Origin of the sequence: Brevibacterium senegalense (genome assembly GCF_000285835.1) — a bacterium.
GTDB lineage: Bacteria > Actinomycetota > Actinomycetes > Actinomycetales > Brevibacteriaceae > Brevibacterium > Brevibacterium senegalense.
The window spans coordinates 103827-128179 of sequence record NZ_HE978602.1; the positions used below are offsets into that span (position 1 = coordinate 103827).

Annotated in this window: 26 protein-coding genes and 1 pseudogene; 12 read left to right on the top strand and 15 right to left on the bottom strand. The window is 70.2% G+C overall.

The features are described from left to right. The first annotated feature begins 51 nt into the window (after positions 1-51). The 3 genes and pseudogenes from HGBR_RS20175 to HGBR_RS20725 all read left to right on the top strand — a co-directional run. On the top strand, positions 52-708 hold the full coding sequence (locus HGBR_RS20175) for a hypothetical protein (RefSeq protein ID WP_019158494.1): 657 nt from the start codon (positions 52-54) through the stop codon (positions 706-708). Beyond that, on the top strand, positions 627-1295 hold the full coding sequence (locus HGBR_RS06345; RefSeq protein WP_161601850.1) for an anti-sigma factor: 669 nt from the start codon (positions 627-629) through the stop codon (positions 1293-1295). Before HGBR_RS20175 ends, HGBR_RS06345 begins: the two co-directional genes overlap by 82 nt. A gap of 98 nt (positions 1296-1393) precedes the next feature. Continuing rightward, positions 1394-1921, top strand: a pseudogene (locus HGBR_RS20725) (AbiV family abortive infection protein); the annotation flags it as partial. A 107-nt stretch (positions 1922-2028) separates the two neighbouring features. Here the strand turns inward: HGBR_RS20725 and HGBR_RS19410 are convergent. Both HGBR_RS19410 and HGBR_RS06360 read right to left on the bottom strand, forming a co-directional pair. Continuing rightward, positions 2029-3075 (bottom strand): IS481-like element ISKrh1 family transposase, encoded by a 1047-nt coding sequence (locus tag HGBR_RS19410; RefSeq protein WP_083882766.1) that lies wholly within the window; start codon positions 3073-3075, stop codon positions 2029-2031. Then, on the bottom strand, positions 3072-3527 hold the full coding sequence (locus tag HGBR_RS06360; RefSeq protein WP_026077386.1) for a DoxX family protein: 456 nt from the start codon (positions 3525-3527) through the stop codon (positions 3072-3074). The genes HGBR_RS19410 and HGBR_RS06360 overlap by 4 nt, the downstream gene beginning before the upstream one ends. Positions 3528-3610: 83 nt before the next feature. On the opposite strand from HGBR_RS06360, the gene HGBR_RS19415 reads away from it, so the two are divergent. Further along, on the top strand, positions 3611-4162 hold the full coding sequence (locus HGBR_RS19415) for a TetR/AcrR family transcriptional regulator (RefSeq protein WP_083882790.1): 552 nt from the start codon (positions 3611-3613) through the stop codon (positions 4160-4162). Here HGBR_RS19415 and HGBR_RS19420 read toward each other — a convergent pair. Together HGBR_RS19420 and HGBR_RS16745 are read right to left on the bottom strand one after the other, a co-directional pair. After that, positions 4101-4535, bottom strand: a complete 435-nt coding sequence (locus HGBR_RS19420) for a type II toxin-antitoxin system PemK/MazF family toxin (RefSeq protein ID WP_083882767.1) — start codon at positions 4533-4535, stop codon at positions 4101-4103. The two genes, HGBR_RS19415 and HGBR_RS19420, sit on opposite strands and share 62 nt — an antisense overlap. After that, positions 4532-4786 carry a hypothetical protein gene (locus tag HGBR_RS16745; RefSeq protein ID WP_019158499.1) on the bottom strand — a complete coding sequence of 85 codons (255 nt, stop codon included), beginning with the start codon at positions 4784-4786 and terminating at the stop codon, positions 4532-4534. Before HGBR_RS16745 ends, HGBR_RS19420 begins: the two co-directional genes overlap by 4 nt. A gap of 173 nt (positions 4787-4959) precedes the next feature. Here HGBR_RS16745 and HGBR_RS06370 point away from each other — a divergent pair, with 173 nt between their 5' ends. Next, positions 4960-6006: a dioxygenase family protein gene (locus HGBR_RS06370; RefSeq protein WP_019158500.1), complete on the top strand. Its 1047-nt coding sequence runs from the start codon at positions 4960-4962 to the stop codon at positions 6004-6006. A gap of 124 nt (positions 6007-6130) precedes the next feature. On the opposite strand, the gene HGBR_RS06375 is transcribed toward HGBR_RS06370, so the two are convergent. Continuing rightward, positions 6131-6676, bottom strand: a complete 546-nt coding sequence (locus HGBR_RS06375) for a MaoC family dehydratase (RefSeq protein WP_019158501.1) — start codon at positions 6674-6676, stop codon at positions 6131-6133. Between the two features lie 224 nt (positions 6677-6900). Then, positions 6901-8376 (bottom strand): TM2 domain-containing protein, encoded by a 1476-nt coding sequence (locus tag HGBR_RS20530; protein WP_019158502.1) that lies wholly within the window; start codon positions 8374-8376, stop codon positions 6901-6903. Between the two features lie 167 nt (positions 8377-8543). On the opposite strand from HGBR_RS20530, the gene HGBR_RS06385 reads away from it, so the two are divergent. Beyond that, positions 8544-8870, top strand: a complete 327-nt coding sequence (locus HGBR_RS06385; protein ID WP_019158503.1) for a hypothetical protein — start codon at positions 8544-8546, stop codon at positions 8868-8870. 2 nt (positions 8871-8872) lie between these two features. Then, entirely contained in the window at positions 8873-9478 is a 606-nt protein-coding gene (locus HGBR_RS06390; protein ID WP_019158504.1) for a class I SAM-dependent methyltransferase, read from the top strand. A 34-nt stretch (positions 9479-9512) separates the two neighbouring features. Here the strand turns inward: HGBR_RS06390 and HGBR_RS06395 are convergent, their stop codons facing one another. Next, positions 9513-10262, bottom strand: a complete 750-nt coding sequence (locus tag HGBR_RS06395; protein WP_019158505.1) for an IclR family transcriptional regulator — start codon at positions 10260-10262, stop codon at positions 9513-9515. Between the two features lie 228 nt (positions 10263-10490). Here HGBR_RS06395 and HGBR_RS06400 point away from each other — a divergent pair, with 228 nt between their 5' ends. The 4 genes from HGBR_RS06400 (at position 10491) to HGBR_RS06415 (ending at position 15375) form a co-directional block, all read left to right on the top strand. Continuing rightward, positions 10491-11675: an acyl-CoA dehydrogenase family protein gene (locus HGBR_RS06400; RefSeq protein ID WP_026077388.1), complete on the top strand. Its 1185-nt coding sequence runs from the start codon at positions 10491-10493 to the stop codon at positions 11673-11675. A gap of 14 nt (positions 11676-11689) precedes the next feature. Then, positions 11690-12763, top strand: coding sequence for an acyl-CoA dehydrogenase family protein (locus HGBR_RS06405; RefSeq protein ID WP_019158507.1), 1074 nt, complete (start codon positions 11690-11692; stop codon positions 12761-12763). 83 nt (positions 12764-12846) lie between these two features. Next, complete coding sequence (locus HGBR_RS06410) at positions 12847-13677, top strand: crotonase/enoyl-CoA hydratase family protein (RefSeq protein ID WP_019158508.1); 831 nt, start codon at positions 12847-12849, stop codon at positions 13675-13677. A gap of 246 nt (positions 13678-13923) precedes the next feature. After that, positions 13924-15375, top strand: a complete 1452-nt coding sequence (locus tag HGBR_RS06415) for a sodium:solute symporter family protein (RefSeq protein WP_019158509.1) — start codon at positions 13924-13926, stop codon at positions 15373-15375. Positions 15376-15455: 80 nt separating this feature from the next. Here the strand turns inward: HGBR_RS06415 and HGBR_RS16755 are convergent, their stop codons facing one another. From HGBR_RS16755 to HGBR_RS20730, 8 genes are all read right to left on the bottom strand, one after another. Continuing rightward, the gene (locus tag HGBR_RS16755; protein WP_019158510.1) at positions 15456-15773 is read right to left on the bottom strand and encodes a TM2 domain-containing protein; all 318 of its coding nucleotides are present in this window, start codon (positions 15771-15773) and stop codon (positions 15456-15458) included. A gap of 213 nt (positions 15774-15986) precedes the next feature. Then, complete coding sequence (locus tag HGBR_RS16760; protein ID WP_051013344.1) at positions 15987-18572, bottom strand: immunoglobulin-like domain-containing protein; 2586 nt, start codon at positions 18570-18572, stop codon at positions 15987-15989. A gap of 168 nt (positions 18573-18740) precedes the next feature. Continuing rightward, positions 18741-19481, bottom strand: coding sequence for a DUF308 domain-containing protein (locus tag HGBR_RS06430; RefSeq protein ID WP_083882768.1), 741 nt, complete (start codon positions 19479-19481; stop codon positions 18741-18743). Further along, complete coding sequence (locus HGBR_RS06435) at positions 19478-20419, bottom strand: glutamate racemase (protein ID WP_019158512.1); 942 nt, start codon at positions 20417-20419, stop codon at positions 19478-19480. The genes HGBR_RS06430 and HGBR_RS06435 overlap by 4 nt, the downstream gene beginning before the upstream one ends. Then, complete coding sequence (locus HGBR_RS06440; RefSeq protein WP_245533283.1) at positions 20416-21069, bottom strand: HAD domain-containing protein; 654 nt, start codon at positions 21067-21069, stop codon at positions 20416-20418. The genes HGBR_RS06435 and HGBR_RS06440 overlap by 4 nt, the downstream gene beginning before the upstream one ends. 27 nt (positions 21070-21096) lie before the next feature. After that, entirely contained in the window at positions 21097-21546 is a 450-nt protein-coding gene (locus HGBR_RS06445) for a hypothetical protein (RefSeq protein WP_019158514.1), read from the bottom strand. 2 nt (positions 21547-21548) lie between these two features. Continuing rightward, on the bottom strand, positions 21549-22697 hold the full coding sequence (locus tag HGBR_RS16765; protein ID WP_019158515.1) for a serine hydrolase domain-containing protein: 1149 nt from the start codon (positions 22695-22697) through the stop codon (positions 21549-21551). Continuing rightward, the gene (locus HGBR_RS20730) at positions 22694-23416 is read right to left on the bottom strand and encodes an ArsR/SmtB family transcription factor (RefSeq protein ID WP_245533284.1); all 723 of its coding nucleotides are present in this window, start codon (positions 23414-23416) and stop codon (positions 22694-22696) included. The genes HGBR_RS16765 and HGBR_RS20730 overlap by 4 nt, the downstream gene beginning before the upstream one ends. 400 nt (positions 23417-23816) lie before the next feature. Between HGBR_RS20730 and HGBR_RS06460 the strand changes: the two genes are divergently transcribed. Further along, positions 23817-24329 (top strand): lamin tail domain-containing protein, encoded by a 513-nt coding sequence (locus tag HGBR_RS06460; protein ID WP_019158517.1) that lies wholly within the window; start codon positions 23817-23819, stop codon positions 24327-24329. Positions 24330-24353: the final 24 nt, after the last annotated feature.

The following is a 24353-nucleotide window of genomic DNA, read 5'->3' on the forward strand; positions in this document are numbered from 1 at the left end:
GTCGAAGCCTAGCGGGGTCATCCGATCGCCGTGCCGCTCCGAACCCCACACATGGAACCGCGCCCCGCCACCCTGCCCCGCCCCCGAGCCTTCATCGCCGGCCTCATCGCCACCCTCGTCCTCCTGGGCACGGCGGACGCGCTCGCCCGCCTCCTGGGCGCGTCGACCTCTCCGCTCACCGCGGTGGGCCTGCTCGTCATCCGCGTCCTGCCCACCGACCTCGTGAAGCTCGCGATCGCGCTGTTCGGCGAGGCGGACAAGCTGGTCCTCGTCCTCACCGTGGGCGTCGCCGGGCTGGGCATCGGCGGACTCGGGGGCCTCCTCCTGCGCACCCGGCCCCGGACCGCTCTGCTCACCTTCACCGCCGCCGAGGCCGTCCTCACCCTCCTCGTCGCCCTCCGCCCCGAGGCCGGAGCCCGGGACGTCCTCGCCGCGGCTCTGGGGGCCGTGCTGGGTGCGCTCGCCTACGCACTGCTGCTGCGCAGCGCGGGGCCCGGCAGCACGCGGGGACCGGCACGCATGGGTGACCACGGCCTCGGGCGCGGGGTGCAGGGGGACCGGCCGGGCAGGCGAGGATTCCTGCTGGTGGAGGGAGCGGCGGTCCTCGTGGGATCCGTGGGGATCGCGTGCCCTCCTTCCGCCGGTCCGTCGCGGAGTATGAGGACTCGGTGGCGGGGATCGCGGAGACCGACGAGCCGCTGGAGGTGAGTGCGGAGGCGACCGCCGCGATCCTCGCGATCCCGCGGGAGACGGGCACCGGATCCGACGGCCGTGCTGAGCAAGTTGTCGAGGAACCCGTGTCTCTCGAGAAGGTGCGCGCGTCCCGTCGGACGTGTCGAGCGGTCGCGGGAGTCTCCGCTGCCGCCGCACTCATCGCGGTCGTGGGCCTGGGCGGTGCGCTGCTCCATGTGACGGGGCAGCAGAGGGACCTCGATGACTCGTTGGCGCAGTCCCAGCAGGAGCTGCAGCGCACGGAGCGGCTGCTGGGAGCCCCGGACGTGCGGACCGACACGGTGGACATGGGCGCCGACGGCGGCATGACGGTCGCCTGGTCGATCGAAGAGCAGGTGTTCCAGGTGCGTCCGCACGGAGACACGCAGGTGCCCGACGACCAGGTGCTGCAGCTGTGGCTCATCGACGACGCTGGAGCGCACAGCGTCGGCTTCCTGACGGATCAGCCGGTCGTCGTCGACGCCCAGCAGTTCGACGGCGGGGCGCTGGTAGGAGTGACCCAGGAACCCGCCGGCGGTTCGGAGCAGCCCACGATGGACCCCCTGGCGGTCGTCGAACTCTGACTCCGTTGCCCTATCCGGCAGGCGAACACCGGGCTGTCTAGTTGTACTGACCGGAGACGTTGATCGAGGATCGGCCGGTGACGCGAGATACTCGCTGCATGGGCGAGCCGCAGGTTGAAGAGGTCAGCGCAGACTTCGCGCGCCGATGGTGGAAGTCCCTGATGGCGAACGCGGTGGCGCTTGTGGAGGATGCCCACGCCCTGGCGGACCGGGGCAGTGCCGGCCGGGCTCAGGCGCTCCTGGTGCTCGCGATGGAGGAAGTGGCGAAGGCACGCTGGCTTTACGAGGCCGCCGAGTGGGAGTGGAGTGCACCTTTGAGCCTCTACGGGGTGCAGCCTCACGAACCTGGCCTGGTTCGGGTTCCGGACGGCCTACGCACCACCCGCGCACCACATGCAGAAAAGCTCCAGGTGGCGGAGCAGTTTGCGTCAGGTCTGGGTGGCTTCTGGGACCCAGACCGTCGGATCGAGTACTACCAGTTGCCGGACTTGGAGACGTTCCATGGGTTGGCGCGGCAGCGGAACCTCGACAAGCAGGCTGGCTTCTATGTCGACCGTGCAGCCGACCGGATCTCCTCGCCGCTGGACATACCCGCCGGGGGGATCGTGGAGCAGATTCGTCGAGCGGCCAAGGTAGTTCAGATGCATCTGATCCAGGACCACACCCGCCAACAAGACGCCTCCGTTCCTAGCCGGATCGACTCGGCGGAGGATCTCCACTGGACGATCCTTCCCTACTCGGACCCCGAGTTCTTCACCGAGGAGCCGCCCGGCGTGGGCGTCGAAGCCACCGAAGAGTATCCAGCCGCTCTGAGTTTGGTGAGTGGCGGCTGGTTACCGCACGCGGTATGCGGTCGCACTTCGTTGTAGTGCCCCAGCCACGGCTCGAGCGCGTCGCGGCGTTCTTGCTCGCTGGTGTAGCAGCGGGCGTAGGCCCACCCGTCGGCCATCGTCCGGTGGAAGCGCTCCACCTTCCCATTGGTCTGCGGGCGGTACGGGCGGGTCCGTTTCGGCGTGATCGACAGGCCATGGCAGGTGTCGCGCCACAGGTGCGAGCGGTACGCCCCACCGTTGTCCGACAGCACCCGCTCGATGGTGACGCCATGGCCGGCGAACCACTGCACCGCCCGGCGAAGGACGGCGACGGCAGTGACGGCGGTCTCGTCGTCGTGGACCTCGGTGTATGCGACGCGGGAGTGGTCGTCGATGACGGTGTGGACGAACGCGTACCCGAGTTTCGGGCCGCCGTACTGGTTGCGCGGCTTGCCTGGCGTGGCGGCGCGGTTCTTCTCGCCTTGGCGGCGGCCGACGTACCGCCAACCGCCACCGTCAGGGATGTTCCCGACCTTCTTCACGTCCACGTGAACCAGCGACCCGGGGTGAGGGTGCTCGTACCGGCGGACGGGCTCACCGGTGGCGCGGTCCACGTAGGACAACCGGTTCAGGCGCGCCGTGGTGAGGATGCGATGCACGGTGGACGGTGCGATGTCGAGTCGGGAAGCGAGCTGAACGGGCCCTTCCCGCAGTCGCATTCGAAGGCTCACGCAGCGCTTCGTCACCGACTTCGGGGTCTTGTTCGGCGAAGTCCTCGGGCGCGACGACCGGTCCTGCATGGACTCGCCGACCAGGTAGCGGTCGACCCATCGCTTCACGGTCGGCCATGACACTTGGAACCGCGCGGCGACTTCACTGATCGGCCAGCCGTCGTCGACGACGAGACGGGCGACCTTGAGTCGGTGTCGGGGCGTGAGAGCGGCGTTGGCGTGATGTCCTCGTGTCATGAAGCCAGAGCCACGAAGAGTGTCGCCGCGATGAAGACGCACTGCATCGCCGTTCGCTGCGGCAGGGGCGTGTTGGGTGAGTGCTCAGACCTACGGGCTTGTGACGCGTAGACATTCGCGGGGAACATCACGAACAGCAGCACGGCCAGACTGAGCGCTGCTGCCACGCGCAGCTGTCCCGCCTCGGGAGGAACGAGAAGGGCGACGGCACCCAGCAGCTCGAGCACGCCGGTGAGTGCGACCAGCGCGGCGGGATGCTTGAGAGCCGGTGGGACGATGGCGATGAGCCCTGCCCGCCGTGCAGGGAAGAAGTGGCTGGCGCCGGTCACGATGAACATGGCAGCCAGCCCCACAGCCGTGGCGGCGGGCCAGGAGGCGACGTAGCCGACGCCCAGCGCCCCCACCGCTCGGGCAAGAGTTGTGAAGACGAGTAGGACGATCAAAGGTGCCATGGGAACTCCCTATCTAGACAATGACTAGATCAGGCTAGCCTTTGATCTGGTCGATGCCTAGATCGAACTCATAGGGTGTGGTCATGAGCGACGGATATCACCACGGCGACCTAAGACGAGCACTCCTCGACGAGTCGGCGCAGATGATCGACGAGGTTGGACCCAGTTCACTGTCGCTGCGCGAGCTTGCCCGTCGGGCCGGGGTCTCGCATGGCGCACCCGCGCATCATTTCGGCGATCGACGAGGGCTGCTCACGGCGCTAGCCGCGCAAGGTCTGCGCCTGCTTGCCGCCGATGTGGCCGCAGCCACGGCTGGTGGCTTCGACGAGGCAGCAGTCGCGTACGTCAGGTTCGCACGTGAGCACCCTGGCCACTACGCCGTGATGCACAGGCGGGAGCTGCTCCACGCCGATGACGGTGAGTTGAGTGCAGCCCGGGCATCCTCGATGGAGGCGCTTATGGCAGGCGTCGAATCAATACCCGCAGAACGCAGGGCACACCTGACAACCTCGGAAGCAGCGCACGTGGCCTGGTCCCTGGTTCACGGGCTTGCATCCCTTGCAGCCGAAGGCGCTACCCCCGATCTTCAAACAGACGATCTCGCCCGCCGCGCCGCTCGGCAACTCTTCGCGTAAGTCTTCGATCAACGTCCCCGGTTAGTACATCGTCGAACAGGAAGTCGTGGATCCATCCGCGAATAGTGATGAGGCACTCTGGGTCGACGGACCCGACCACCGCGCGGATCCGGGAACGGGAGACCGTCCGCACCTGTTCGGTCATCGCGAACGAAGGTTCCGTGAGTCCGGTGGCCACCCCACGGACCGGGACGTGGTTGCGCCATCCGCGGTCCGTCGACGTGACGGGCACGAGGGAGACGAGCGTTGTCATCGTCTCGAGACCACCAGTGCTGGACACGACGATGCCGGGACGTCGGCCACCCTGTTCACGACCTTCCACCGGGTCGAGCAGCACGTGGACGACTGCACCGGGGAACAGCGTCGACGTCACGCGATGCTGTCGTCTCGCGGCAGTCCGTCGGCCGTCGTGGAATCCCAATGGGCGACCTCGCGCTCGACCTCCACCAGGAGCGCTGGATCAGTGGCGTGGATGTCCGCGCGCAGCCCTGCGAAGCGCTGTTCGCGCGACTCTCGTTCCGCGAGGGCGCGCAGATGTTCGCCGAGTGTCCGGCCGTGGCTCTCTGCCTGCGCCTTGAGGCGATCCCGGATCGCCGTGTCTACCTTGATCGTCGTGAGTGTCATACCAGGAGTATGACAGGCTGTGTTGATTTCGGAAAGACGGCTGCAGAGCCTACTGGTCGGGTTCTGGCGCAGTCTCCCGCTGGACGTGAAGATCCACAGCTGCGCCATAGGAACGACCCAGGCCTGGCCGGGGCTGTGCCGGTTGACTCGTGTCCAGTCGAAAGGAGACACGGGTGAGGAACAGCGGCGGAGAACGGGATACGAGGGTCTTCGAGGGGCGGCCCCTCGACCGACCGGAGGAGGACATCGAGGACCAGGGGCTGGCCTTCGACCTGCGGACGGCGATCGATCGACGGATGGGCCGGCGCGGCGCGCTGGGCGCCCTGGGTGTGGGGCTGGGAAGCGTGGTGCTCGCGGCCTGCACGACGGACGAGGCGAGGGTGGACGGGGAGGCGGGTGCGGCCTCGGCGAATGCGGACGAGTACGCGACGGAGACGGCCGGGCCCTATCCCGGCGACGGGTCGAACGGGCCCGACGTGCTGGAGGAGGCCGGGATCGAGCGGTCGGACCTCACGACCAGCATCGACGGCGGGGACGCGGTGACCGGCGTGGCGCTCACCCTCACGATGTCGATCCTCGATATCACCGGCGGCGGCAGCGGGGCGATGCAGGGTGCAGCCGTCTACCTGTGGCACTGCGATGCGCAGGGGCGGTACTCGATGTACTCGGACGGGGTGACGGACGCGACGTGGCTGCGCGGCGTCCAGGTGACGGATTCGCAGGGACAGGTCACGTTCACGACGATCATCCCCGGCTGCTACGCCGGACGATGGCCGCACCTCCACTTCGAGGTGTTCGAGTCGATCGACGACATCACGGACGCGACGAACGCGGTCCTCACCTCGCAGATCGCCCTGCCGGAGGACGTGTGCCGCACCGTCTACGCGCGCTCCGCCTACGACGGGAGTGCGGCGAACCTGTCGGACGTGACGCTCGAATCGGACGGGATCTTCTCCGACTCCCACGAGCAGCAGCTGGCGACCGTGAGCGGATCCGTGAGCCGCGGGTACACCGCGACGATCGAGGTGCCGATCGACCTCGACACGGCGAACGAGATGAGCGGCGGCGGGGAAGGAGCGCCCGGTGGTGAGGGCGGCGGTGACGGCGGTCCCGGTGGAGGGGGCGAATCGCCCGTGGAGGCACCCAGCGACGGCGAGAGTCCCGAGGGTGCGCCCAGCGGCGAGCCGCCGGAGGGCGGTCCCGGCGGCTCACAGAGCTGAATCGCTGAGAGGCCACCGGAGCGCTCGAGACACCACGGCGTGCGGCGGTCCTTCGAGCACTCCGGCGGTCCCTCGAGCGTGCAGATACCGCGGAGAGGCGTGCGTCCCGGCCTGGACGGGCGGGTCAGGCGTCGCCGGCGGCGGCCTCGGCGTCCTTCTGGGCGTACTCGTCCTTGAGCTTCGCGATGCGTTCGGCGTTGGGGCCGTGGCCCTGCTTGTAGACCATCGCGGTGCGCTCGAAGGAGCAGACGACCTCGCCGCGCTGGTTGTAGCCCTCCGTGAAGACGGTGACCATACCCATCGTGGGGCGGGAGTTCGACTCGCGCACGCCCAGAACGGTCGAGCGGGAGCGGATCGTGTCGCCCTCGAAGACGGGCTTGGGCAGGGAGATCTTCTCCCACGCCAGGTTGGCGAACACGTTCTGCGAGATGTCCGTGACGGTCTGCCCCGTCACCAGTGCCAGCGTGAAGGTCGAGTTGACCAGCGGCTTGCCGAACTCCGTGTTCGCCGCGTACTCGTGGTCAAAGTGCAGGGGCGCGGTGTTCTGCGTCAGCAGCGTGAACCAGGAGTTGTCCGTCGTGGTGACGGTCCGGCCCAGCGGGTGCTCGTACACGTCGCCCACGACGAAGTCCTCGAAGTAGCGGCCGTTCCAACCGAAGTGCGTCGTCATGCTCTGTTCCTTCATCCCGGGGTGGGCGCAGGTGCGCGATGTGATGTGGGCCATCGTACGGAGGGCCGGGAGGGGGCGGGGCTGCGGCCCGCATGGCAGACGACGGTCCGCTCCGTGAACCGGAACGACCCGGGGCGGTGGAGTCGTCGTGACTCCACCGCCCCGGGTCGTGGTGGTTGCGGCGGTCGGGGGGGCTGCGGCCTGGGGCCCGCTCGACCTCCCGGTCAGCCGGGCGTGATCGTCCAGTCGCCTGCGGCGGTCACGCGGATGATCGACGGACCGGGGTCCATGGTCGCGCTGCCGGAGTAGCTGTCGATCTCGTTGACCAGCAGGTTCGAGGTGCCCCCGTCGCCCACCTGGTGGACGATGAAGTTGCTCTCGCCCTGGTAGTCGAGGGTGACGGGTCCGCCGTCGCCCTCATAAAGGAAGATCCCGGAGCCGCTGCCCGACTCCGGCAGCGCAGGAGCGGAGGAGACGGGGGCGAAGGTGACGGACCAATCGCCCGTTCCGGACACGTCGACGCCCGCGGCGGTCGAGTAGTCGCTGATGCCGATGTCGCCGGTCACGGTCTCACCGGCCGCGCCGGAGAGGTACATGCTGCCAGCGGCGCTTCCCGCGTCGTCCACGGTGCTGGCCCGGGCGCTGTCGCCCTTCACCTCGAGGGTGACGATCGCGGCCTCGACGCCGTCGGGGACCGGGACGACCTCGTCACCGCTGCCGTCGACCGTGACGGGATCGAACGACCCGTAGGTGGAGTCCGCCCAGTCGGCGACCGCGCCGGACGCCTGCTGGCCGCCGGTGTCCGTGCCGCCCTGCTCGTCGGTGCCGTCGCCGGACTGTCCCGGGTCCTCGGTCTCCTGCGATGTGCCCGGGTCGCCGCCGGGGTCGCCGCCCGGATCCGTCGTCGTGGTGACGGTGGCGGCGCCGGTCATGAAGAGGACGACGCCCACGAGGATGCTGACGATGAGGCTGACCACCCACGCGATGATCGTGACGATCCACGCCATCTTCTTGTTGCGGTCGTAGCCCGCCAGGCGGCGTCCCTGCTTGTCCCGCGTCGCGCCCACGAGGTGCATGATGAGGTCGATGAGCGCCCAGATGCCCAGGCCGCCCGCCGTCACCAGCTTGGCGATCGCGGTGCCGATCTTGCCCAGGTAGAAGCGGTCGGCGCCCAGGGAGCCCAACAGCCAGCCCAGCAGCCACGTGACGACGAAGGACTTGTCCGACTCGCCCTCCGCCTGCGCAGTTCCGCCGATCGGGTTGAGGTACTGCCCGTCGCCATAGGGCGCCGCCGCCGAGGCCCCGTACTGGTCGCTGCTGTACTGGTCACCGCCGTACTGGCCGGGCTGCGAGCCGTACTGTCCGCTTCCATAGAGGTCGCTCGAGTGCTGGTCCCCGCCGTACTGACCCTGCTGGCCGGAGCCGTAGGGGTCCTGCTGACCCGAGCCGTACTGTCCGCCGGCGTACGGGTCTGATCCGTAGGCTGTGGTGGGCTGGGAGCCGTACTGACCCGGGTCACCGTACTGACCCTGCTGACCGGCGTCGTACTGGCCGGGCTGCGAGCCGTACTGTCCGCCCGCGTACGGGTCGGAGCCGTACTGCTGCGTCTCCGGGCCCGGGTTCTCCGGCAGACCGGTGTGGGGGTTGTGCTGCGGGGTGTCGTCGCTGGATCCGGGAGGGCCGTAGGGCGGTTGTGACATGTCGTCATCCTCTTCGACTGCGAGGCGGTCCCCGTCGTCTGTCCGCCGGGAGAGCCGCCCTGAACGTGTGCGGATTCAGTCTGTCATGGTCCGGGCGTCTCACTGTGCTTCCCATGTAGCAGGATCGCCATGAGTCCGGCGCAGGGGTCGTGGCTAGACTCGCGATCATGAGCAGCGAACCTCTCTTCAAGAATGCCGCCGACGTCTCGACGGCACCCGTCGTCGCCCTGGGACTGCTGGGCGGATACCTCACGGCGCGCGAGACGATGATCCGTCCGCTGGGCGGCGCCGTGCTGGCCGCGGCTGGTGCCTACGCGGGCCGCACGTGGCTGGCGAAGCGCGGCGCGGCCACGACGGCGGGTCTGTCCGCCGCATACCTGCTGGGCTTCGGGCTGTCGCACCCACTGGCGAAGAAGATCGGCGCGTGGCCCTCGGTCCTGGCCGTCACCGCGGCGACCGCCGGGGCCTCGTACCTCCTGGTCGACCGGGACTGAGCGTGGCGGAGCACGGCAACCTCTGGACGGAGGCGCTCGCCCGCGACCCGGAGCACTCGAAGAACTACGCGCAGCGCTGGCGGCGCCTCGAGGCTGCCGGGCAGGACATCGACGGCGAGGCGCGCCTCATCGACGCGATGGCGGAGCGCGGGTCGCGCATCCTGGACGCCGGCTGCGGCACGGGACGGACGGGCGGGTGGCTGGCGCAGCGCGGACACACCGTCGTGGGCGTCGACCTCGATCCCCACCTCATCGAGGTGGCGCGGGACGACCACCCGGACGCCACCTGGCATGTGATGGACCTGGGGCAGCTGGACCTGCGTCAGCCGTACGGCGATCGCATCCGGTTCGACCTCGTCGTCATGGCCGGCAACGTCATGACCTTCGTCGCGACGGACGAACGGCAGGAGGTCCTGTGCCGGATCGCCGACCACCTGTACCCGGACGGCCGCTTCGTCTGCGGTTTCGGTGCCGGTCGCGGCTACGACTTCGAGGAGTTCTTCGCAGACGCCGAGGCCGCCGGCCTGGGCCTGGACCTGCGCCTGGGCACATGGGACGTGAAGCCTCCGTCCCCGGACTTCCTCGTCGCCGTCCTCAGCCCCCGCTGAGGCCCCGCATCAGTCCGGGGCCCCGTCCGCGCACTCACCCCCGCGCGGCCCACCTCCCCCGCGCCTCGCGCAGGACCGCCACGATCTCGTCCGCGCGCTCGTTGATCTCCCCGTGGTCGCCGATGCAGGCGACCGCGGCGACCGTGCGCCCGTCCACCGTCACGGCGGTCGCGATCCCCTCGATCTCCACCTCGGACACGTCCGGTGTGATGACCAGACCCGTCTCCTGGATCGTGGGGAGGTCGGCCAGGAGGCGCTCGACCAGCGGTTCCTCCTCCGCGCGCGCCGCACTGAGGCGGCTCCACAGGTCCCGCCGCTCCATGCCGGCCAGCAGGACCCACCCGCTGGAGCACCGCAGCACGGACCGCTTCACGTAGTTCTCCGCCAGATACGCGTACGCCGGGCTCGTCGAGGCGTGATCGACGTAGTAGAGGTCGGCTCCCACCAGCACCGCCAGCACGGTCGTGAGCTCCGTGCGGTCGTGGATGTCCTCCAGGTCCGCATGCGTGACGACGTCCGATGCGGGCGTCCCCGCCAGCCGCGTGAGGAAGTGCGGTGCGGGCCCCAGCGTGTACAGCCGGTCCCGCTCCTCCAGGAACCCCGTCGCCACGAGTCCGTTCGTGAGGCCCTGGATCGAGCTGAGCGGCGCCTCCAGCACCCGTGCCATCTCCGTGAGGGTGACCCCGTGCGGCCGTCGAGCGGCCAGATCGAGGATCTCCGCCACGCGATCGACCATGCGGTGCCGCGGCCGGGGCTTCCCCTGCGGCGGGTGCGGCGTGGCCATGGAACCTCCTGGAAGCACTGGGGGCGGTGTCGTCCCGGCACGTGCCGGGGCTTCATGCAGTGTAGGAGACCAATCCGATGCACCGCAATTAAGTAGACCGCAACGCGAGTACGTACTACGGTGTGAGGTGCATCGCCCGCAGGAGCGCCATCGCGCTCCCCGCGGACCCGCATGCACCGGTGGCGGACAGTGCGCCGGCTGGAGGACGACGATGGAGGTGGCACCCGGATGAGCAGACAACTCGTCCCGCAGCTCGTCACGGAGGACGAGCAGACCCGCGCGCTGCGACTGGAGGTCCGGGACTTCCTGCGCCAGGAGATCGCGAACGGCTCGTTCGAGCCCTGGGTCGACACGTGGCTGACCCGCTGGGACAACGACTTCACGAAGCGCCTGGCCCAGCGCGGCTGGGTGGGCATGACGATCCCCACGGAGTACGGCGGTCACGGCCGCACGTTCCTGGAGCGCTTCGCGGTCACGGAGGAGCTGCTGGCCGTGGGCGCGCCCGTCGCCGCCCAGTGGATCGCCGACCGCCAGATCGCGCCCTCGCTGCTGCGCTTCGGCACGGAGGAACAGAAGCAGGCGTTCCTGCCCAAGATCACGACCGGCGACCTCTGCTTCGGCATCGGCATGTCGGAGCCGGAATCCGGCTCGGACCTCGCCAGCGTCCAGTCGAAGGCCGTCAAGGTCGACGGCGGGTGGAAGCTCAACGGCCGCAAGACCTGGACCTCCGGCGGCCACGTGGCGGACGGCTTCTTCGCACTGGCCCGCACCGCCCCGCTCGACACGTCGAACCGCCACGCGGGCCTGTCCCAGTTCATCGTCGACCTGCGCGCGGACGGCGTCACGATCGACCCGATCATCGCGATGAACGGCAGCCACCACTTCAACGAGGTGACGTTCGAGGACGTCTTCATCCCCGACGACCGCGTGCTGGGCACGGAGGGCGACGGTTGGCACCAGGTCACCTCGGAGCTCGCGTTCGAGCGCAGCGGACCGGAGCGCTTCCTCTCCACCTTCGTGCCCCTCCAGGAGCTGCTGACCCACCTCCGCACACAGGCCGCCGAGGCCGCACCGGGCTCCGACGCCGCCGCACCCGCCCGTCCCACCGGTCGCCTGGGCCGCCACATCGCCCGGCTCACCGCGCTGCACCACATGTCCCTGTCCGTCGCCTCGAGCCTCCAGGCCGGCGAGAACGCGGACACCGCCGCCGCCCTCGTCAAGGTGCTGGGCACGACGGAGGAGGGCGACATCGCAGAGACGGTCGATCGGGTCGCCGGTGACTGCGCCGCCGCGAACCCCCGCCTGCAGGACCTGATCGACGGCGCCGCCGCCCAGCGCCCCGGCTTCACGCTGCGCGGCGGAACGAACGAGGTGCTCCGCGGCGTCGTCGCCCGGAGCCTGGGCCTGCGGTGAGAGAGGACGAACCGATGACGCACACCCCCACCCTGACCGACGACCAACTGGCCGAAGCCCAGGAGACCGCCGCAGAGCTGCGCAACCTCGCCCGCGACATCCTGTCCGATGCGGCAGGTGAGGCCCCGGACACTGTCGAGCGCCCGCTGGACCCTGCGGTCTGGGCCGCGCTCGAGGAGACGGGCCTGGCCCGGCTGACCGGCCTCGAGGCCGCAGGCGGCAGCGATGCCGGCTGGCTCGAGGCCGCCGCCGTCCTGGGCGAGGCCGCGGCCGCGGGCACCCCGCTGCCGCTGCTGGAGCACGATCTGCTGGCCGGCTGGCTGCGCGACACCGCGGGCCTGCCCGGTCTGCCGCCGTCCGGTGACGGCCCGGTCCTGGCCACCGCCGCCGAGGTCGTGGCCGCCGGCCGTGCGGTGACCGTCCCGTGGGCGGCGGCCGCGGCCTCGGTCGTGGTGCTCGACGTGAGCGGAGCGGCACCGCAGGTCTACGAAGTGGCGGTCGCAGACCTCGAGGTGCACGAGCGGGTGGCGGTGGGCGGCGAGCCGCAGGCCGCCGTCACCCTGCCCACGGCTGTCGCTGGTGCGGTGACGGTGTCGCAGGAGGTCGCGGACGAGTTCCGGCATCGCGGCGCCCTGGGCAGGGCCGTGCAGATCGCGGCGGCGGCGGAGGCGATCACGCAGCTGTGCGTCGACCACGTGACGACGCGCGTGCAGTTCGGCCGCCCCATCGGGAAGTTCCAGGCGGTCCAGCAGTTGGTGACGGACGTGGCGAGCGAGACGGCACTGGCCCGCACGATGGTCGACCGCGCGGTCCTCACGGTGGCCCGGCACGGCCTGCAGGACCCTACGGCGCAGTTCGCAGTGGCGGCGGCGAAGGCGTGCGCGGGGGCCTCGGCAGAGGTGATCGTCCGCAACGCCCACCAGATCCACGGTGCGATCGGCACGACGCTGGAGCACGGACTGCAGCGGCGCACGCGCCCGGTTCTGGGATGGCGGCGCGAGTTCGGGACCACGGCGGACTGGGAGGACCGGCTCGAGGAGCTGGTCGTCACCGGCGACGCGGACCTGTGGGACCTCATCACCCGGTGAACGGCAGGGGCCCGGTGAGGCGGCCCCGATACGACAGCGATGACGACGTCGACAGACAGGACGTCCGCAGACAGGGAGAGACCATGACAGAGCAGGACACGCAGCGGACCGACGAGCAGGCGCCGCTCCTCATCGAGCGCGACGGCCACGTCGCGACCTGGACGATCAACCGTCCGGAGTCGCGCAATCCGATCTCCGACGACGAGATGGTCGAGGCGTTCCTCGACGCGGTCGACGCGACGAACGCGGACCCGGAGATCCGGGTCGTCATCCTCACGGGTGCCGGATCCGCGTTCTCCGCGGGCGGCGACGTCAAGAAGATGCGGGACGGCGAGGGGATCTTCGGCGGCCACCCGCACCAGATCCGGCGCGGGTACCGCTACGGCATCCAGCAGATCCCGCTGGCGCTGCAGCGTCTGGACGTGCCGCTCATCGCGGCGGTCAACGGGCCGGCGGTGGGTGCCGGCTGCGATCTCACGGCGATGGCGGACATGCGGATCGCGTCCCAGAAGGCGTGGTTCGCGGAGTCGTTCGTGAAGCTGGGCATCATCCCCGGCGACGGCGGCGCGTGGTTCCTGCCGCGCCTCGTGGGCCCGGCGCGTGCTGCGGAGATGACGCTGACCGGCGATCGCGTGGACGCGCAGACGGCCCTCGAGTGGGGGCTCGTCAGCCGGGTCGTCGCGCCGGAGGACCTCATGAGCGAGGCGCGTGCGCTGGCCGACCGTGTCGCGGTCAACCCGCCGCACGCGGTCGCGATGGCGAAGAAGCTGCTGCGCGAGTCCGAGTCCTCCAGCCTGTCGTCGCTGCTGGAGCTCTCCGCCGCGATGCAGCCGCTGGCGCACCACGCACCGGATCACGCGGAGGCGCTCGCGGCGTTCCTGGACAAGCGGGAGCCCACCTACACGGGCGAGTGAGCAGGACCGGCCGCGTCGTCACCCGATGACGCGGCCGTGCCGGTGGCAACCGGCAGAAGCGCGTGACCCGAGGGCCGTGCGCGGGGGCGGTGACAGCCCCGCGCACGGCCCTCGGTACTCTGGACCGCGGCGTGCGCCGGCGCACGCATCCAGGCGTGCGCCGCTGCGATGCCCCTCGACAGGGCTGTGCCGCTGCCGCGTCACCGCACCGTGGTCCCACGACCGTGACAACAGGAGCAGACACCCGTGTCCGACACAGCGCTCATGACGCTCATCATCGTCGCGTATCTGGTCGTCATCGCGATCGTCGGCCTGGCCGGCACGAAGCTCATCCGGGGGACGGACGACTTCATGCTCGCGGGCCGCAGACTGGGCCCCTTCATGGTGCTCACCGGACTGACCGCCACCCACATCGGCGGTGGGGCCGTCATGGGTGTGAGCGAGGACAGCTACGTCTTCGGCATCAGCGGCATCGCCTACAGCGTGGGCACCGCACTGGGCCTCATCCTGCTGGGCGTGCTGTCCGCGAAGCAGCTGCGGAACCTGTCGCTGCGGACCATCACGGACTACCTGGCGCTGCGTTACGACTCGAAGTGGGTGCGCGGCCTGTCCGCCGGTCTGTCGATCGTCGCGGTCACGGGAATCGTCGCCGCCCAGGTGAACGCGGCCGGCGGCGCGCTGGCGATCCTGGGCATCGACCCGACGATCGGCGCGGTCGTCGCCGTCGTCCTGTTCATCGCCTACACGGTGTTCGCCGGGATGTGGGGCGTCGCCCTCACCGATGCCGCGCAGATCATGATCGTCGTCATCGGCGTCCCGATCGCCTCGCTCCTGGGACTGCGCGCGGCCGGCGGCTTCGAGGGCCTGCGCGTGTTCGCCCAGACCAGCGGTGATGTGGTCGCCTCCGACTACTTCTCGCCCGTGGGCATGGGCGTGGGCGCGATGCTGGGCATCATCACCCCGGTCATCATGTACGACCTCATCGGTCAGGACTTCTACCAGCGGCTGTTCTCCGCCCGCAGTGCGGCGGTGGCCCGCGGCTCCGCGATCGGTGCGGGTCTGCTCCTGCTGGTCTTCGCGTTCTTCCCCGTGATAGGCGGGATGAGCGCGCATGTGCTGTTCCCGGATCTGGAGAACACGTCGTCCGCTCTGCCGACCCTCATCTCCGAGGTCCTGCCGGTGGGCATCGCCGCCGTCATCGTCGCCGCGATCCTGGCTGCCGTCATGTCGACTGCGGATTCGCTGCTGATCGCCGGCAGCACGCACGTGACGAACGACTTCTACCGGGAGATCATGGGCCGCGATCCCCAGGGCGACAGCCCGCGCACGCTGCAGGTGGCCCGCGTGTGGACGCTGGTGCTGGGTGTTGCCGCGCTCGTGTTCGCACTGACCGTCCCAGGCATCATCACCGTCCTGTCGCTCGCCTACACGATGTATGCCTCCGGCGTCTTCGTCCCGGTGATGGGCGGGCTGCTGTGGAAGCGGGCCACCCGCGCCGGCGCCCTGGCCGCGATCATCGCGGGGTCCGCGGGCGGACTGGCCGGCGTCTTCGGCCTGCTGGACTACGGCGGTGTGCCCGAGGTCGTGGTGGGCGGTGCTTGCTCGCTGGTCGCCTTCGTGGTCGTGTCCCTGCTGACGCGGCCGGAACCGGCCGAGGCCGTCGCCCGGCGCCTCACCCCGGAGCCCGCCACCGTCTGAGGCCGCCGAGGCCGGGGAGACGCCGAGGCCCCCGCAGCGATCGCTGCGGGGGCCTCTGCGGTTGAGGACGGATCAGAGAGTCACATCATCTCCGTGACGTTGCCGGCGGTGATCGCGGCGGAGCAGCCACCGGAGATCATGCCCAGGACGATGAGGACGATGGTGACGATGCGGGTGACCTTCTTGTGCTCCTCGAAGCCGTCCAGCGGGCGGCCCTCCTTGTCCGTGGTGTTGCCGGTGAGGACGAGGATGAGGTCGATGAGGGCCCAGATGCCGAAGCCGCCGGCGGTGATGAGCTTGAGGATGCCGGTGCCGATCTTGCCCAGGTAGAAGCGGTCGATGCCGAGGGTGCCCAGGAACTGTGCGAGGGCCCAGGTGACGAGGTATGACTTGTTCATGCGGACAGCGTACGACGCTGAGGGGCGTCTGCGTATGGCCCGCATGTGTCGATTCTGCGACGATGCGGGGCTGGATTCCTGAGGGCTGCTCGTCGAGACCGTGCTGAATGGTTCGAGGGGCACCTGCACGCAGGTGCCCCTCGAACCATTCAGCCTCACGTGGGCGGATGCGCCTGGCGATCCGGTGATCGGGTCACCGGGCACATCCGTCGATCAGGCCTTGCGGCGACGCGAGGCGACGAGTGCGGCGATGCCCGCACCCAGCAGGGTCACGCCCGCACCCAGACCGGCCAGGGTCGCACCGGTCCGCGGCAGCTTCCCGTCATCCGAGTCGTCGTCACGGCCGTTGTCCGAGTCGTCGTCGCGGCGGTCGTCGTCCTGGTCGTCCCGGTTGTCGTCCGAGTCGCCGTCATCGCCCGGGTCGTCCGTGGGCTCCGTCGAGGGGTCCTCGGAGGGATCGGTCGACGGGTCGTCGGTCGGGCCATCCGTAGGAGCGTCCGTCGGATCATCCGTGGGCTCGCCCGTCGGCTGATCAGTGGGCTGGTCCGTCGGGTCCCCTGTGGGGTCGTCCGTCGGATCATCCGTGGGATCATCCGTCGGCTGGTCGGTGGGGTCGTCGGTGGGCTGATCCGTGGGATCGTCGGTCGGGTCCTCCGTGGGCTCCGGCGAGGGAGCCTCAGCGACCGTGATCGTGCGGGACGCCGTCGCCGTGTTCCCGGCGACGTCCGTCGCCGAGTAAGCGAGGTCGTAGGTGCCCGGCGTCGACGTGTCGACGGTGCCCTCGACCGTGATGCCGTCCTCATTCAGCTCACCGCACGCGTCGGTCGCGTCCACGCCCTCGAGCGGATCGAACTCGGAGCCCACCTCGACGGTCGCATCGCCCGGCGTCGCGATCTCCGGCGCCGTCTTGTCCTTGACCAGTTCGACCTTGTCGATCTGCTCGCCGTTGTCCACGCGGACGGTCGTCGTCGTGATCGAGCACTCGCCCACCTTGACGTTCGAAGTGGTGGGGGTCTCCGACTGATCACGCACTGCGGCCCACGGCGTGAACAGCTCCGGCGCCATGCTGTAGTACTTGCTGCCGGACGACGAGTTCGCGGTGATGTAGAGGAGCTCGTTGCCCTCCGGGTGCAGCTGGTCGTGACCCTCGGGCGCCGTCGTCGTCTCATCGCTGGCGACCTCCAGCCCGTCCATGAGGTGGGTGCGGGAGTACGCGTGGTCGTGGCCGGCGAGCACCATGTCGATACCGTCGATCTCCGCGAGGATCGGCGCGAAGTCCTCGCGGATGTCCTTCCCGTCCGACAGCGCGTGCGGGCCCACGGAGTAGATCGACCGGTGGAAGGTGAGGATGGTCCAGGCCGCGTCGTCGCCCTGCTCCGCGATCGTCTCCTCGAGGAATCGCCGGTGCGACTCGAAGTCGCGGTTCTCCGTCGACACGTTCAGGTGGAGCACACCGTTCTGCTTGAACCAGTAGCTGCCGCCCGTGGGATCCTCCTCCCACTGATTGGGCAGGCTGAAGTGCTGGCCGAACAGGCCCTGCGGCTCCGACCGGTTGAAATCGTGGTTGCCCAGCGTCTGCGCGGAGGTCTGCGTGCGCATCTGCTGCGGGGCCAGGTAGGCCTCGTATTCCGCGGGGTCGCCGGCGTAGTCGTTGATCTGGTCGCCCGCGGACAGGAGGAAGTGGGCGTCCGGGAACAGCTCGTTCGTGCGATCGAGCGTCGTCTGCCAGCCGGCCGCATCGCTCTCGAGGTTGCCGGACGAGCCCAGCTGCGCATCGCCGATGAACGAGAACTCGTGCTCCAGATCCGCGTCGTGGTTCTGGAACTGCTGGACCTCGGACCAGCCGCCCTCCTCACTGCCCACGCGGTACGAGTACGTGGTGCTGGGATCCAGCCCGGTGACGGAGGCGTGCACGTAGTCGTTCGTGCCGTCGTCGGAGGCGCCGCGGTCCACCGGCTCGACGGTCTGCGCATCCGCGGGCATCGTCTCGTGCGCACCTGCGGCGATCTGCACGGACTCCGGCACGCCGGTGTCCGTGAACCAGCTGATGCGGCGCTCGCTCTGATCGGAGCCCACGCCCAGCAGGATCGACGACTGCCCCTGGGGCTCCGGCGCCTGCTCGAGGGCGAGCTCCTCGAAGTCGAAGTACAGGTCGGAGCTGGTCGCGCGTCCCTGGTGCAGCTGGACGGCGATCGTGTTCTCGCCCTCCTGCAGGACGTCCGTGTCCACGCTGAAGGTGCCCTCGCGGGGCGCCGAGCTGTTGGACCCGCCGTACTGCATGTTGCGGCGCTCGCCGGTCTCCGGGTACTCGATGTCGTCGTCGTGGAAGCCCGCGACCTTCTCCCCGTTGACGAAGATCGTCGCGGCGTCGTCGTAGCGGACGGTGCCGGCCAGCTGCTCGCCGTCGGCCAGCTGCTCCGCGTCGACCGTCACGTCCGTGCGGAAGAAGAACGCTTCGACGTTGGTGCTGGGCTCGTCCTCCTTGTACTGCGTCAGGAGGTTGTCCGGCAGGAATCCGCCGCTGAGCTCCTCGAGCTCCCCGCGGAGTGCACCGAAGGAGCCGGTCGCGGCCTCCCACTGCGCATCGTCGAAGGAGGGCGCGGTCCAGTCGGTCCGGTTCTCCAGCCCGTCGGCGGGATCCGTGTCCGTGTCGAGGTAGGACCAGGTCGTCTCGCCGCTCTGCACGAGCGAGACGGGATCGACGGTGTCGGAGGGCGCGGCCATGGCGGACGTGGCGACGGCGGGGCTCAGCAGTGTCAGTGCGGCACTCGCGGCGAAGAGCCTGGTGAGGCGGGGCATGGAATACCTTTCATGCGGTCGGAGCAACGCGCACGACGCTACGGACTGACGACCTACTGAGGGTTTCCTGCGAGTGAACCGGATGTGATGAAACCGTGCAGTGCCGGACACCTGGATGGGGTACGGCGACGTGGGCGGGACTGCGGTGCTGAGGGGCAGACCTCTTCGTCAGACCTCTTCGCCGGGGATGACGTCGTCATCAGAGCCGCGCCGCGGCGGCATGGACGGACCGCGGAAACCGGGACCGCCGGTACCGGGGCCTCCCGGCCCGGTACCTCCGGTGCCGGTCGTGCCCGGGAACGTCGCACCGCCGAAGGTCGCGCTGCCGGCGGGGCCGATCGACATCGAGCCGATCTTCCAGCCCAGGACCAGGAGGACGACGCCGAGGACGACCAGCAGCACTCCCAGGGCCCACAGCAGTCCGGTCAGGGCCGCGGCCGGGTTGAAGAGTGCGAGGAACCCGTAGCCCACCGCCAGGACGCCGGCGATGAGCGTGAGCCACCAGGCGGTGAAGCCGATCCGGCGCAGACTCAGGGACAGCGCGACGGCCAGACCGCCCACCAGCAGCGAGGCGAACGCGACGAGGAAGACGAGCGCGGCCCCGGCAGCCTCCGGGATGAAGAGCAGGAGGAGTCCCAGGATGCCCGGCACCAGCGTCCCCAGCAGACTGCCCTGCTTCCGCACCACGGAGAGGACGGCGGAGACGATCGCGGAGGCCAGCAGCCAACCCGCGAAGACGAGGACGAACGCGGTCGCGGACTGGAACGGCCACACGAGGAACAGGATGCCGGCGACGACGGAGAAGCCGCCCTGCACCATGAAGGACACTCGCAGCCGCTTGAACATGCGGGTGAGTGGATCGGGGCCGCCCGCACCGGGAAGCCCGCCGTTCACGGGTGTCTGACTCATTCCATCTCGCTCTCCACGGGTGCGCGACCTCCCGGATGAACCGGGTGTGCCACCCCGTCGGGTGTCTGGTCCGTACCGGCGTCCGTCGTCTGCTCCAGGTCCAGGAGCCGGCGTCCGACCGGGTACTCGTTCAACACGGCAGGCAGGCGTCCTGATTCCCCGGACTGGTAGACCGCGAGGATCCGTCCCCGTCGAGCGGTCTGCGCGCCCTCCCCGCCGCCGGGGTCACCCGTGCCGGTGCCGGGTGCTGCGACGGCGTCCTCGGATCTCTGATCCGCCGTCACGCGCCGCAGCGTCTGCGCGGCGACGGCGGCGGGGGAGTCGAACAGCGCGACCTCGCGGATCCCGCGAGCCTCCAGCGCTCGCACGATCCGGTCCGCGACGAGTCCGTAGTGGGTGCAGCCCAGGACCACGGAGGCGACGTCGGGCGGGGTGGCGTCCGCGGCCTCGGCGATGGCGGCCTCGATGCGGGCCGGTGAGCCGGCCTCGATCGCCTCCGCCAGGCCCGAGGCCGCGATCCGGGCGACCGGGACGTCCGCGGCGAACGCGTCGATGAGCTTGCGCTGGTAGTCGCTGGCCGTCGTCGCGTCCGTCGCCCACACGGCGAACGGGCGGCCCGTCGCCGCGGCGGGCTTGATCGCGGGGACGGTCCCGATGATGGGGATCCGGGGCTCCAGCTCCGCCCGCAGGGTGCCCAGCGTGTGGACGCTGGCGGTGTTGCAGGCGACGACGATGGCATCCGGGTCCCACGCGGCGAGAGCTCGGGCGGAGCGGAGCACGACCTCCGTGAGCCGGCCGGCGGTGAGCGCGCCGTAGGGCATGTTCTGCGGGTCCATCGCGAGGAGGAGGTCCGCGTGCGGTGCGCGGGTGGCGACGGCGTCCGCGAAGCCCACGAGGCCCAGGCCGGAGTCCAGGAGGCCGATGCGGAGGCGCGTCATGGCGTGTCCTCCGAGGCCGTGGGACTCAGCAGCCGGGCCCGCCTGGCGGCGCGACGATCGCGCCTGCTGCGGCGATCGAGGAAGGCGCGGATCTCGCGCAGCTGCGCGATCGTGAGGCCGTCGTGGAACTCCGGGGCGACCATGAGGAGCCTGTCGTCGTCGTAGTCGTGTGCGAAGCGCGCGTGTGTCGCGGGGGCGGCGAGGTCGTCGTCGACCCACACGGCGCGGCGGTCCGGGTCCTCGTCCAGCCACGCGCGCATGTGCAGCGCCTTCCACCACTTGTCCGGATCCGCCGCGTACCGGTTGAAGGTGTTGTCCGGCATGGGCACGACGTCGAACGTGTGGCGGAACCCCAGTGCGGGCTCCAGCTCCTCCGTGCACCGGTGCGACCACGTGGACAGCCACACGATGTCGGCGTCGTGGGTCTCGACCAGACGGTCCAGGAGGCGGACGATCCGCGGCCGGTAGTGGAGCTCGAACATCCACGCCCGCGCCTTCCGCCGCCGCTCCCGGTAGTAGCGCAGGCCGCGGACGGGGTACGAGTTGAGGACGCCGTCCACGTCGAGGAACAGGGTCGCGGGGCCGTGGGACGACCGCGAGTCCCGCGGGCCCTCGCCCCGGTCCTCCGCGCGCACAGTCGTCCCACTCACGCGTGCAAGCCTACCGGCCCGGAATCGTCAGAACAGGAGAAGCGGCGGCACGAACCACAGCGCCAGCAGCGCGACGACGACGATGATCATCGTCCACGGCAGGCCCACGGACTTCATGCCGTGGCCGGTGATGAGGTCGTCCAGCCGCCGCTCCTGCTGGGCCGTGGGCCACAGGACCACGACCCGCCACACGACGTACGCCGCCGCCACGAGACCCAGCACCCACGCGAGCTGGAACCAGCCCGGCAGCACGAACAGCAGGCGGACGGCCAGGAACGCGGCCACGACCGCGAGGACGGCCCCCAGCAGACCATTGCGGGTGCGGCCGCGGGCGGTTCTGGCCCTGGCGAGGGAGGCGAGGGCCGGGTCGCGGGACTCACTGACGGCCGCCTTCGCGGGGCGCAGCGCCCATGCGCCGGAGGCGGTCCAGAAGATGAGGAGCAGCGCGCCGATGGCGGGCAGGAAGGCTTCGAACATGGTCACTCCTCCGACTGTTCGTTCGAGTCGTCGTTCCGGTCGCTCTGGTCGTCGGACCGGTCGCTCGCGTCCGCGGGCGCGGTCTCCACGAGGTATCCCAGGCCCGCGTCCACCCAGGTCTGGGTGTCGCTCAGGACGACGAGCGCGCGGCCCTCAGGGGTGAAGCCCGCGACGGCCCGGTACCCGCCGGTGCCCCCGTTGTGCCAGGTGACGGTGGCAGCGGAGGTGTCTGCGACCTTGGCGTCCTCGCCCATCGGGGTCGTCATCCAGGCGTAGCCGATGTTGTCGCCGTCCTCCAGTTCCGTCCGCGGTTCGACCGCGTCCATTCCGGGTGCGGAGCCGTCTGCGACCGCACCCATCCAGATCGCCATGTCGTGGGCGGTCGAGCGGATGGAGCCGGCCGGGGCCTCCGCCCCCAGCGTCCACGGGCCGGTGGGGACGCCGGAGTCCGTGTGGCCGGCCGGGGCGCCCGCGGGCAGGTCGGCGTAGGTCTGGGGCACGATCGTCTCCTCCATCCCCAAGGGATCCAGCAGCCGTTCCTGGACCAGCTGCGGATACGGGACCCCGGCGGCCTGCGCGATCGCGTGCCCCAGCAGGGCGAAGCCCGTGTTCGAGTACACGTACGTGCCCGGGTCCGTCTCGAGGTCCGCGGCGCGCTCCAGCATCTGCGGCAGCGACTCGACGTAGCCGTCCATCCGCAGGAAGGTGCGCCACGCCTGCGCGGGCGGGACCGCGTCCGCGGACTTCGGCAGGCCCGTGTGCTGGGTCGCCAGCTGCTCCATCGTGAGATCCCCCGCCGAGGTCCCGGCCAGCTCGTCGAACACCGCACCAAGGGTGGTCCGGGCCGTGAGCTCGTCGCGCTCGATCGCATCCGCGAGGAGCGCGGATGTGAAGGTCTTCGTGACCGACCCGATCTCGAACTGGTCGTGCTCGTCCGCGTGCCAGCCGGCGAAGCGCACGGTGCCGTCCGCCTCGACCGAGGCCGCGGAGACGCTGCGGAGGTAGCCCGCATCCAGGTGCGGGGCGAGGGCGGCGGCGAACTGCTCGTCGCCCGTGGGCTCGCCCGTGAGGCCGCGCTGCCAGGGGACGAAGGCGGCACCGGCGAGCAGAGTGACGGCGGCCAGGGCGCCGGCGAGTATGCGGCGCCTCATGACGTCGCCGCCATGACGAGGGCCAGCAGCGGGATGGTGCGCTCGCCGGGGACCTCCCAGCGGCCTCTGCGGGGGGAGCGCAGCCAGCCGGCGGCGGCCAGCTGATTCAGGTGGTGGTAGACCTGCCCGCTCGTGCCCAGGCCCGGCAGGGCGGACAGCTCCGCGGTCTGGTGCGTGCCGGCGAGGACCGCCTGCAGCAGGGCGAGGCGAACGGGATGCGCGAGGGCGGACAGGGCCGGGGCGGCGTCCGCGAAGTCACCGTCGAGGATCGTCGTGGTGGGCAGCCCGTACTGCCAGCGGTAGCCGCCGTCTCCCGCCGCGAACGTGCCCGCGTAGAGGACGACGTCGTCATCCGGATAGCGCTCCCGCATACCGGTGAGGACCCAGTAGGGATCGTCGGGGGAGGTGGCCGCGGCCGGGGAGTGGGGCGGGGACGACGGGGTGGTGTGAGCGAGGACGGGGTCCGGGTCGGTCGGTGCAGGGGCGCTGGTGGTGGCAGCGGCAGTGGTGGCTCCGGCGGCCTCGGCGTCGGTGGTGGCAGCGGCAGCGGTGGTCCCGGCGTCTCCGGTGCCCGTGGCGGTGGCGGTGCCCGTGGCGGTGGCGGTGCCCGTGGACGCTTCGAGGCGGTCGAGGCGCGCTTCGATCCGCGCCAGCACTGCGGCCAGCGAGTCCGGGGAGTGTCCGTCGCCGGCGGTTCCGACCTGAGTGGGAGTCATCATGGCCATGAATCTACGGAAGTACGTAAGAGCGTGTCAAGGGCGGGTGGTGTCCGGTTGCCCGCGATTCGTGCGTGGCCGGGGCGCGCGTCGCGCGGGTCGTGTCCAGTCGCCAACGTCTCGCGACGCATGGGGTTGATGTCCGAGGGGCCCCGGCGCGCCTATGTGCGTCGGACCTGCTCACGGTGTGTCGCGGGAGGAGGGGCGGCGTCACCGTCCTGCTCCTGTGGGTCCAGGCATCTGACGCGTGGTTCCGGTTCCGCCCCGACTGCACGGCCCGACCACCCGGCATGACGAAATCCGTTCCAGTTCGGGATATGATCCTGCCGTCCCATCGATCCCGATCCTGAGGAGAGCCGCAGCGCCGGCCGTCACCCGCGGATCCCCGGCCTCTGAGGTCTCCATGCTCCTGTCCTCCCCTGCGCGCGCCCGCTTCCTGACCGCGCTGGTCGCCGTCCTCGCGCTCGTCGCTCCGATACTGCTGTCCGCCGCGCCGGCGCAGGCCGCGGTGAAGAAGCCGCTCGACATCGTGACGATCTACTACAACCCGCCCGGAGCGGACCACGCGCGCAACAGCCTGCGCACCAAGGAGTACATCCGGGTGAAGAACACCTCGTCCTCCACCCTCAACCTCACCGGGTACACGATTCGCGACAGCGGTCCGTGGAAGTTCACGTTCGCGAAGGGCACGAAGCTGAAGAGGGGCAAGACCCTCACGATCCGGTCCGGCATCGGGAAGACGAGCTCGACGACCCAGTACTGGGGCGCACCCAGCTACATCTGGAACAACACCGGCGACACCGCCCGCCTCTACAACTCGAAGGGCAAGCTCCTGGAGTCCTGCCGGTACAAGGGCAAGCGCACGAAGGCCACGAAGACGTACGTCCGCTCGACCGCGACGACGGCCTACTGCTGAGCGTCCGTCGCTGAGCGCCGAGCC

What these genes read in the sequence shown, in the direction of transcription:
- HGBR_RS06435 (WP_019158512.1), bottom strand. Translation starts at nt 20,419, where the DNA reads ATGACGCGCCTCCGCATCGGCCTCCTGGACTCCGGCCTGGGCCTCGTG.
- HGBR_RS16745 (WP_019158499.1), bottom strand. Translation starts at nt 4,786, where the DNA reads ATGACACTCACGACGATCAAGGTAGACACGGCGATCCGGGATCGCCTC.
- HGBR_RS16755 (WP_019158510.1), bottom strand. Translation starts at nt 15,773, where the DNA reads ATGAACAAGTCATACCTCGTCACCTGGGCCCTCGCACAGTTCCTGGGC.
- HGBR_RS06405 (WP_019158507.1), top strand. Translation starts at nt 11,690, where the DNA reads ATGACGCACACCCCCACCCTGACCGACGACCAACTGGCCGAAGCCCAG.
- HGBR_RS20530 (WP_019158502.1), bottom strand. Translation starts at nt 8,376, where the DNA reads ATGTCACAACCGCCCTACGGCCCTCCCGGATCCAGCGACGACACCCCG.
- HGBR_RS06400 (WP_026077388.1), top strand. Translation starts at nt 10,491, where the DNA reads ATGAGCAGACAACTCGTCCCGCAGCTCGTCACGGAGGACGAGCAGACC.
- HGBR_RS06395 (WP_019158505.1), bottom strand. Translation starts at nt 10,262, where the DNA reads ATGGCCACGCCGCACCCGCCGCAGGGGAAGCCCCGGCCGCGGCACCGC.
- HGBR_RS06375 (WP_019158501.1), bottom strand. Translation starts at nt 6,676, where the DNA reads ATGACGACGCACTTCGGTTGGAACGGCCGCTACTTCGAGGACTTCGTC.
- HGBR_RS16760 (WP_051013344.1), bottom strand. Translation starts at nt 18,572, where the DNA reads ATGCCCCGCCTCACCAGGCTCTTCGCCGCGAGTGCCGCACTGACACTG.
- HGBR_RS19410 (WP_083882766.1), bottom strand. Translation starts at nt 3,075, where the DNA reads ATGACACGAGGACATCACGCCAACGCCGCTCTCACGCCCCGACACCGA.
- HGBR_RS19415 (WP_083882790.1), top strand. Translation starts at nt 3,611, where the DNA reads ATGAGCGACGGATATCACCACGGCGACCTAAGACGAGCACTCCTCGAC.
- HGBR_RS06460 (WP_019158517.1), top strand. Translation starts at nt 23,817, where the DNA reads ATGCTCCTGTCCTCCCCTGCGCGCGCCCGCTTCCTGACCGCGCTGGTC.
- HGBR_RS16765 (WP_019158515.1), bottom strand. Translation starts at nt 22,697, where the DNA reads ATGAGGCGCCGCATACTCGCCGGCGCCCTGGCCGCCGTCACTCTGCTC.
- HGBR_RS06385 (WP_019158503.1), top strand. Translation starts at nt 8,544, where the DNA reads ATGAGCAGCGAACCTCTCTTCAAGAATGCCGCCGACGTCTCGACGGCA.
- HGBR_RS06360 (WP_026077386.1), bottom strand. Translation starts at nt 3,527, where the DNA reads ATGGCACCTTTGATCGTCCTACTCGTCTTCACAACTCTTGCCCGAGCG.
- HGBR_RS06430 (WP_083882768.1), bottom strand. Translation starts at nt 19,481, where the DNA reads ATGAGTCAGACACCCGTGAACGGCGGGCTTCCCGGTGCGGGCGGCCCC.
- HGBR_RS06410 (WP_019158508.1), top strand. Translation starts at nt 12,847, where the DNA reads ATGACAGAGCAGGACACGCAGCGGACCGACGAGCAGGCGCCGCTCCTC.
- HGBR_RS20730 (WP_245533284.1), bottom strand. Translation starts at nt 23,416, where the DNA reads ATGATGACTCCCACTCAGGTCGGAACCGCCGGCGACGGACACTCCCCG.
- HGBR_RS20175 (WP_019158494.1), top strand. Translation starts at nt 52, where the DNA reads ATGGAACCGCGCCCCGCCACCCTGCCCCGCCCCCGAGCCTTCATCGCC.
- HGBR_RS06445 (WP_019158514.1), bottom strand. Translation starts at nt 21,546, where the DNA reads ATGTTCGAAGCCTTCCTGCCCGCCATCGGCGCGCTGCTCCTCATCTTC.